The following is a 6000-nucleotide window of genomic DNA, read 5'->3' as shown; positions in this document are numbered from 1 at the left end:
GGAAGTTGAGCCTTTGAGGGTGGAAGTTGAGCCTTTGAGGGTGGAAGTTGAGCCTTTGAGGGTGGAAGTTGAGCCTCTGAGGGTGGAAGTTGAGCCTTTGAGGGTGGAAGTTGAGCCTTTGAGGGTGGAAGTTGAGCCTTTGAGGGTGGAAGTTGAGCCTCTGAGGGTGGAAGTTGAGCCTTTGAGGGTGGAAGTTTCAAAAATCTAGAAGCAGTACCTTGGGTTAAGATCCCCCCGCCTGCGGCGACCCCCTTAAAAAGGGGGTAAAAAGAAGAGGTGTTAGCCCCCCTTTTTAAGGGGGGTTGGGGGGATCTCCGAATACCAAATATCATTAACCAAGCGTATTGATTCTAAAAGAACAAGTGAAGATTTTGTTTGAACGATTATAAAATTCAAGCTACTTATCACCTTGACAGGGCTAGAGTTAAGAGTTAAAAGTTGAAAGTTTTTACTCAAAGATATCTAAATAAAGAATCCGAAAAGCAATAACTTTAATTTGTAGCCTATTATGTACCTACAAAGGTAAAATCCACCCGAATTTAGAGTTATTCTGGCTGCCCAAACACTCTTTGTATTTCACATAATTTAAGAATCGCCATAAAGTTTTTTAACAGGAGTTAAGCTATGACGCAGCGACTGACTCAAGAACAATTAGCACAAATAGTCACAGAAGTAGGGGGGCTACAAGTGCGTCGGGACGCCGAACTAGACCAACAGCAGGTTAGAGAAATTTTACAAGAGTTGAATTTACCGCCAGAGTTACTAGGTGAAGCACTGATTCAGTTAAATCGTCGTCAAGCATTGGAGGTACAACAACGTCGGAATCGATGGATTGCTTCGGGAGTGGTGGCAGTTGTATTGGTGGCGATCGCATCTACAATATTTTTTATCCAGCAACAGAATTCTATACTCTCTCGTATTTCTGCTCAACAAGACCGCATCACTTTGGTAGAAAATAGTGGCAACGACTTGAAGACAATTTCCCGCCAAACCAATCCAGAAGTTTCTTACCGTGTCAAATTGAAGGATGCACCCGTGGGTAAAAAGCTGGCTCTCTCCTGCAATTGGATTGACCCAAGCGGTCAAATTGTCAAGCAAAACAGCTATCAAACCCGCGAAATTAATACGTCTGTTTGGGACACCCAGTGTAACTACACCATTAACCCGGCTGCAACCGTTGGCAATTGGCAGGTGCAAATGTTCTTGGAAGGTAGGCAGATTAGTGATGAAACCTTTGAAGTTAAGTAGCGCAGATGGGCAACATCCCACATCACTTTCTTGGCTATTGGGGTTATGGCGTTCAACGCGAGTTAGAAGCGCTGTTAAATAATGTTGAGAAATTGCACGCAACTACGCCGATAAAACAGTTTTCTCCACAGGAAAATTATCTGCATCCCATCTGGAATGTTGGTTATGTAGGGCTGGATGGAAATTTCCCACCGCAGCAAAATCAAATTGCTGCTATCTCGGCATCAGGACTATTCACTTCACCCGATGCGTGGGTAAGTCTACAGGAAAACAACTGTCTAATTTTGGGAAGAGAACCTTTTGGAAAAATGCCTCTGTACTGGACTGTGCAAGGACAAGTGATTTGGTTTTCATCCCAACTGCAATTACTCTTAACGATTTTGCAACAGCCAGAAGTTAGCATTTCTGGGTTATATGGCTATAGCTGTTTTTCCTACGTTCCAACACCTTTAACCCCTGTTAATGAAGTGTTTGCAGTTCCGGCGGGAACTGAATTAGTTTGCCAGAGTAATTACCAATTAGGTAAACTGCGATCGCCTGAATCTAAAAACATCCACTCATGGCGGGAAGTTCCAGAACAGTTAACAGATGAAACGACAGCAATTACTCAATTGCAAATTCTCCTGAAAGACTCCATTGGGCGACAGATTGCCGATTTAACAGATGAGCCTGTTGGGGTGTTTCTCTCTGGCGGACTTGATTCTTCGGTGGTGGCGGCGTTGCTGGTACAAGCAGGGGTGAAAGTCCGCGCTTACACTTTAGATTTTGGTGACATCGGCATTCCCGAATATCCTTATGCTGAACAAGTCGCCCAATTTCTCAAAATTCCTCTGGTAAAAGTGGCAGTAACCCCAAGTTCGATCAATAATGCTCTAATTCCCACTGTGCAAGCATTAGATTTACCCTTTGGAGATGGGGTATGTGTGCCGTTGTATCTCCTCGCTCAAAGGGCTAGTCAGGAAACCCAGGTAATTTTTAACGGCGAAGGTGGAGATCAATTATTTGCCGGTTGGACGAACAAACCTTTAATTGCCGCAGCTGTTTATCAATCAGAAAATCCCGCCGGACAGGAAACTTTTATCCAGCAATATTTCCGCACATTTCACCGTCTTGGGGGATACGAATCTCAAGTTTATCAGCCAGAGGTCTATGCACAGATCAAAAATTTACCTCCCGAAGATTGGTTGGTGGCGGCTCTTGATTCATCGGAATGTTCATCTTTGCTGCATCGCCTCCGCCGTGCCGGTTTGATGCTCAAAGGAGCGCAGAATATCCATCCTCGTGCGACTGCATTGGGGTTTGCTCATAGATTATGGGTGCGATCGCCTTTTTGTGACTTACCTTTAGCTGAGTGGACATTTAGCCTATCTGGAGAACTCTGCTTGCAGGGCGCTTGTGAGAAATATATCCTCAAGCGGGCTGTGGAAAATTGGCTCCCGCCGGAGATTGTCTGGCGACAAAAGCGGGGTATGGGAGTGCCTTTAACTTCTTGGTGTTTAAATGATTTTTGGCATCAGATGGGTGTCTGGCTCAATCCTGAGATCCTTCGCGCTAACAATCACTTTTATCCTGACATCGCCGCCCAAATCGTTGAAGGCAAATTGGGAGCAGCGATTCAAGATCGTCGGATTGGTGAAACACTGTGGTTACTTATTATGTGGCAACTTTGGCGAGCGCACGTTTTAAATGAAGAATTAAGCAAACAGTCTTGGGATCATCCGTTTTGGATACCGCGTTGGCTATGGAGAAATTATCAGCGATGGCAAGGTTAGAGAAGAGTGAACAATTAATTTCTTCATCTCTTCCATTTTCTTGGGAACAGGCGCAGGAGTTAGTAAATATTTACGGTTCTCCTCTTTATGTTTATCAGAGCGATCGGTTGCGCGAAACTATTGAGCGGATTACTAAGGCTATCAATTATCCCCGGACGCAATTTCGGTTTGCGAGTGTTACCAATGGCAACATTGCATTGTTAAAAATTTTTCGCTCGGCTGGATGGGGACTTCACGCTAATAGCCCAGGAGATATTTATTTGGGTTTGCAAGCTGGTTTTGAGCCTAGTGAGATTGTTTATAGTGGGAGCAATTTGAATCGGGCGGAGATGGTTCAAGTTTTGAATTGGGGAGTTGCAATTCTCAATTTTGATAGTTTGGCTCAGTTGCGGTTGTGTTGCGAAGTTTTTTTTGATCACGCAGAGGCGCAGAGGCGCAGAGAGGAGAGTTGCAGAGAGAAAGGTGTTCGGCTGGGTTTACGGGTTAATTTGCCGGAGGTTACGGGGGATAGCCGAATTGGTGTGCGTTCTGAGGAGTTTGGTGAGGCGATCGCTTTAACTGGTGAGGTTGGATTGAAGCTGAGTGGTTTACACTTTTATCGAGGGACGGGAACTAATGCTACAACTGCTTTTACTGAGGTGATTGATACGGTGATTGCTACGGCACAACAGTTACCAGATTGGGAATATTTGGATTTTGGTGGGGGCTTTGGCTACCCTTATCACCACAGCAAAGCAGCTTTTGATTGGGAAATGTTTGGGGCTGAGTTAACCGAGAGAATTACTCGTTTAGGACGAGGAATTGATTTGATAATTGAACCGGGACGAGCTGCTGTCGCTTCATGTGCAACTTTGCTGGCTGAAGTTGTTTCTGTAAAATGGCAAGGAGAAAAACAAATTGTCGGAGTTGATACGACTGTTGCTAATCTTTCAGTCCCCTCGGTACACGGCGGCTACCGCGAAATCGTCACTTGGAAAAAATTTCCAATTCTCCACTCCCCACTCCCCACTCCCCATTCCCTATTCACAACTGATGTTTGTGGTAATACTACATATTCACGAGATTATCTGGGGAAAAATTGCCAACTTCCAGCGTTAGAAATTGGTGATGCGATCGCTATTTTAGATGTAGGTGCTTATGGCTATGCTATGTCATCTCACTTTTTACACCGCCCCAAACCTGCGGAAGTATTGCTAGAAAACGGCACACACCGCCTGATTCGCCAACGAGAAGACTACAGTGTTTTGCTAACAAATCAAGTGCTTGATATTTCCCCCCCTTTTTAAGGGGGGTTAGGGGGGATCATACCTGATTTGAACCGTATTGACTAACGATTAATAACCAACATTTAACAACCATTATGAAGTGTATTAACTGCGGAACTGACAATAAACTAAAAGACCGGACAGCTAATCAAGGTCGGTGTATAAAATGCAATCATCCCTTTGCTTTTGAACCGACCAGTATGAGTAATATTAAGATTACTGACCCATTTTTTGCAAAGGCGATCGCTGATATTTCTGCAAATAACACCTTATTTTTTACACCAAAGCAACTGTTGTACTTGTTAGATAATCGTCAGAGGGCTAAATCATTTTCAGGATTTAGGTGGTTTGTTCCATTTATAATAGTTAGCTTTTTTACAGGCATTCCTACTCTTTTTATATTCCCGTTTATTTTAAGTTTGATTCTTGTTCTAATATTTTTAACATCTAGTAAGTCTAGTAAGCTCAATAACAAAGCTCGCCAGGCAAATGCAAAGAGGGTACAAATTTTAGGAGGAATTATTCTTGCTGGAGGAATTTTATTTAGTCTTATTATAAATTCATTTGCTCTATTTGTTATTTTCGTTAGTACAGGTATGCTATCGATATATTTAGGAACTCGACAGCTAGGGCGAATTGGATTCTTAACACAGGAATTTTTATTTTCTAGATCTCAGGTTCAAGATTGGCTAAACCGATGGCAGCAAATCAATGGTTCAATTCTCAAAATTCTTCCTTCTCCAAACCAGCAAAATACACCAGCCACCGTTAATCCTGATGTAACTGCTTACAGTTTTGATAGATTAGTCGTTTGTGATAGTACTGTCATTGCTCAATTATTAATTGCTAATAATTTTCACTTTGAAAATAACTGTGCAATTCTCAGCATCACTGGATATCCCCAAAGCATTTTTGACACCACAATGCAAATGCTGCGTCGCAATCCTGATTTGAAAGTCTATGCACTGCATGATTGCAATCCACGAGGAATTGGTTTAGTTCATAACTTGAGAACTAGCGCTAATTGGTTTCTCAACAGCGATACTGTGATTATTGACATAGGACTAACGCCACGTCAAATTATCGCTACTAAGCGCGGAATGTTCATTCAATCTTCTCCAGAGTCGGCGCAAGCAGCTAAACAATTGGCTATAGAAATTCGTCAAAGTTTATCTGCTGAAGAATTATCATGGTTAGAATCTGGAAAGTTTGTAGAATTGGAATCTTTCACTCCCCAAAAACTAATTCAAGTTCTGCAACGAGGTATTGCTGGTAGTCAAAATATCGAAAGTAATGACGGTGGCTTGATTTTTGTAGGCGATACAGGAAATGATATGTACATTGTTGAAAGCTTTGGTTAGTATTCTCATTTCGGCTGTAGAGGAGTAAATCTGTACGCTCCTACCAATGTATTTGTAGTAGTAAGTTCGTGAAATGGTATTAGCTTTAGCTTCTCTTTTAGCGAGGCTTAAAACTTATTTGAAAAAAGAATGCAATCTATAGAGACGCGATGAATCGCGTCTTCACCCAAGGATGTGTCGCAATCATTGATTGAATTAGTATCAATACAGTTCAGATAAGACCAAAATATTTGTAGAGACGGCGATTTATCGCGTCTCAAAAACCCAAAATTTTGTACCACTAGCCCTTAACTGAACCGTATTGGAATTGGTATTATCCTTTTTCTGTCACTTACGGGATTAAGCAAGTAGTAA

The 6000-nt window shown here is 42.5% G+C and carries 5 protein-coding genes; all 5 read left to right on the top strand.

Annotated features, from left to right (window positions below; all coding sequences use genetic code 11):
* On the top strand, window positions 1-208 hold a 208-nt coding region (locus tag F8S12_RS24345; RefSeq protein WP_196518885.1), incomplete at its 5' end, for a hypothetical protein.
* Window positions 209-624: 416 nt separating this feature from the next.
* The gene (locus F8S12_RS24340; RefSeq protein ID WP_196518884.1) at window positions 625-1248 is read left to right on the top strand and encodes a DUF3859 domain-containing protein; all 624 of its coding nucleotides are present in this window, start codon (window positions 625-627) and stop codon (window positions 1246-1248) included.
* 5 nt (window positions 1249-1253) lie between these two features.
* A complete protein-coding gene (locus F8S12_RS24335; RefSeq protein WP_196518883.1) occupies window positions 1254-3020 on the top strand; it encodes an asparagine synthetase B family protein in 1767 nt (588 codons plus the stop codon).
* Window positions 2990-4306 carry a diaminopimelate decarboxylase family protein gene (locus F8S12_RS24330; RefSeq protein WP_196518882.1) on the top strand — a complete coding sequence of 439 codons (1317 nt, stop codon included), beginning with the start codon at window positions 2990-2992 and terminating at the stop codon, window positions 4304-4306. Before F8S12_RS24335 ends, F8S12_RS24330 begins: the two co-directional genes overlap by 31 nt.
* Before the next feature lie 74 nt (window positions 4307-4380).
* Window positions 4381-5646 carry a hypothetical protein gene (locus tag F8S12_RS24325; protein WP_196518881.1) on the top strand — a complete coding sequence of 422 codons (1266 nt, stop codon included), beginning with the start codon at window positions 4381-4383 and terminating at the stop codon, window positions 5644-5646.
* The last annotated feature ends 354 nt before the right edge of the window (window positions 5647-6000 follow it).

This window comes from Nostoc sp. WHI (assembly GCF_015714725.1).
Taxonomy (GTDB): Bacteria; Cyanobacteriota; Cyanobacteriia; order Cyanobacteriales; family Nostocaceae; genus Nostoc.
This window is presented reverse-complemented; position numbering and strand designations above follow the sequence as displayed.

Coding starts and splice junctions, on each gene's coding strand:
- F8S12_RS24340 (WP_196518884.1), top strand. CDS start 625: ATGACGCAGCGACTGACTCAAGAACAATTAGCACAAATAGTCACAGAA.
- F8S12_RS24335 (WP_196518883.1), top strand. CDS start 1,254: ATGGGCAACATCCCACATCACTTTCTTGGCTATTGGGGTTATGGCGTT.
- F8S12_RS24330 (WP_196518882.1), top strand. CDS start 2,990: ATGGAGAAATTATCAGCGATGGCAAGGTTAGAGAAGAGTGAACAATTA.
- F8S12_RS24325 (WP_196518881.1), top strand. CDS start 4,381: ATGAAGTGTATTAACTGCGGAACTGACAATAAACTAAAAGACCGGACA.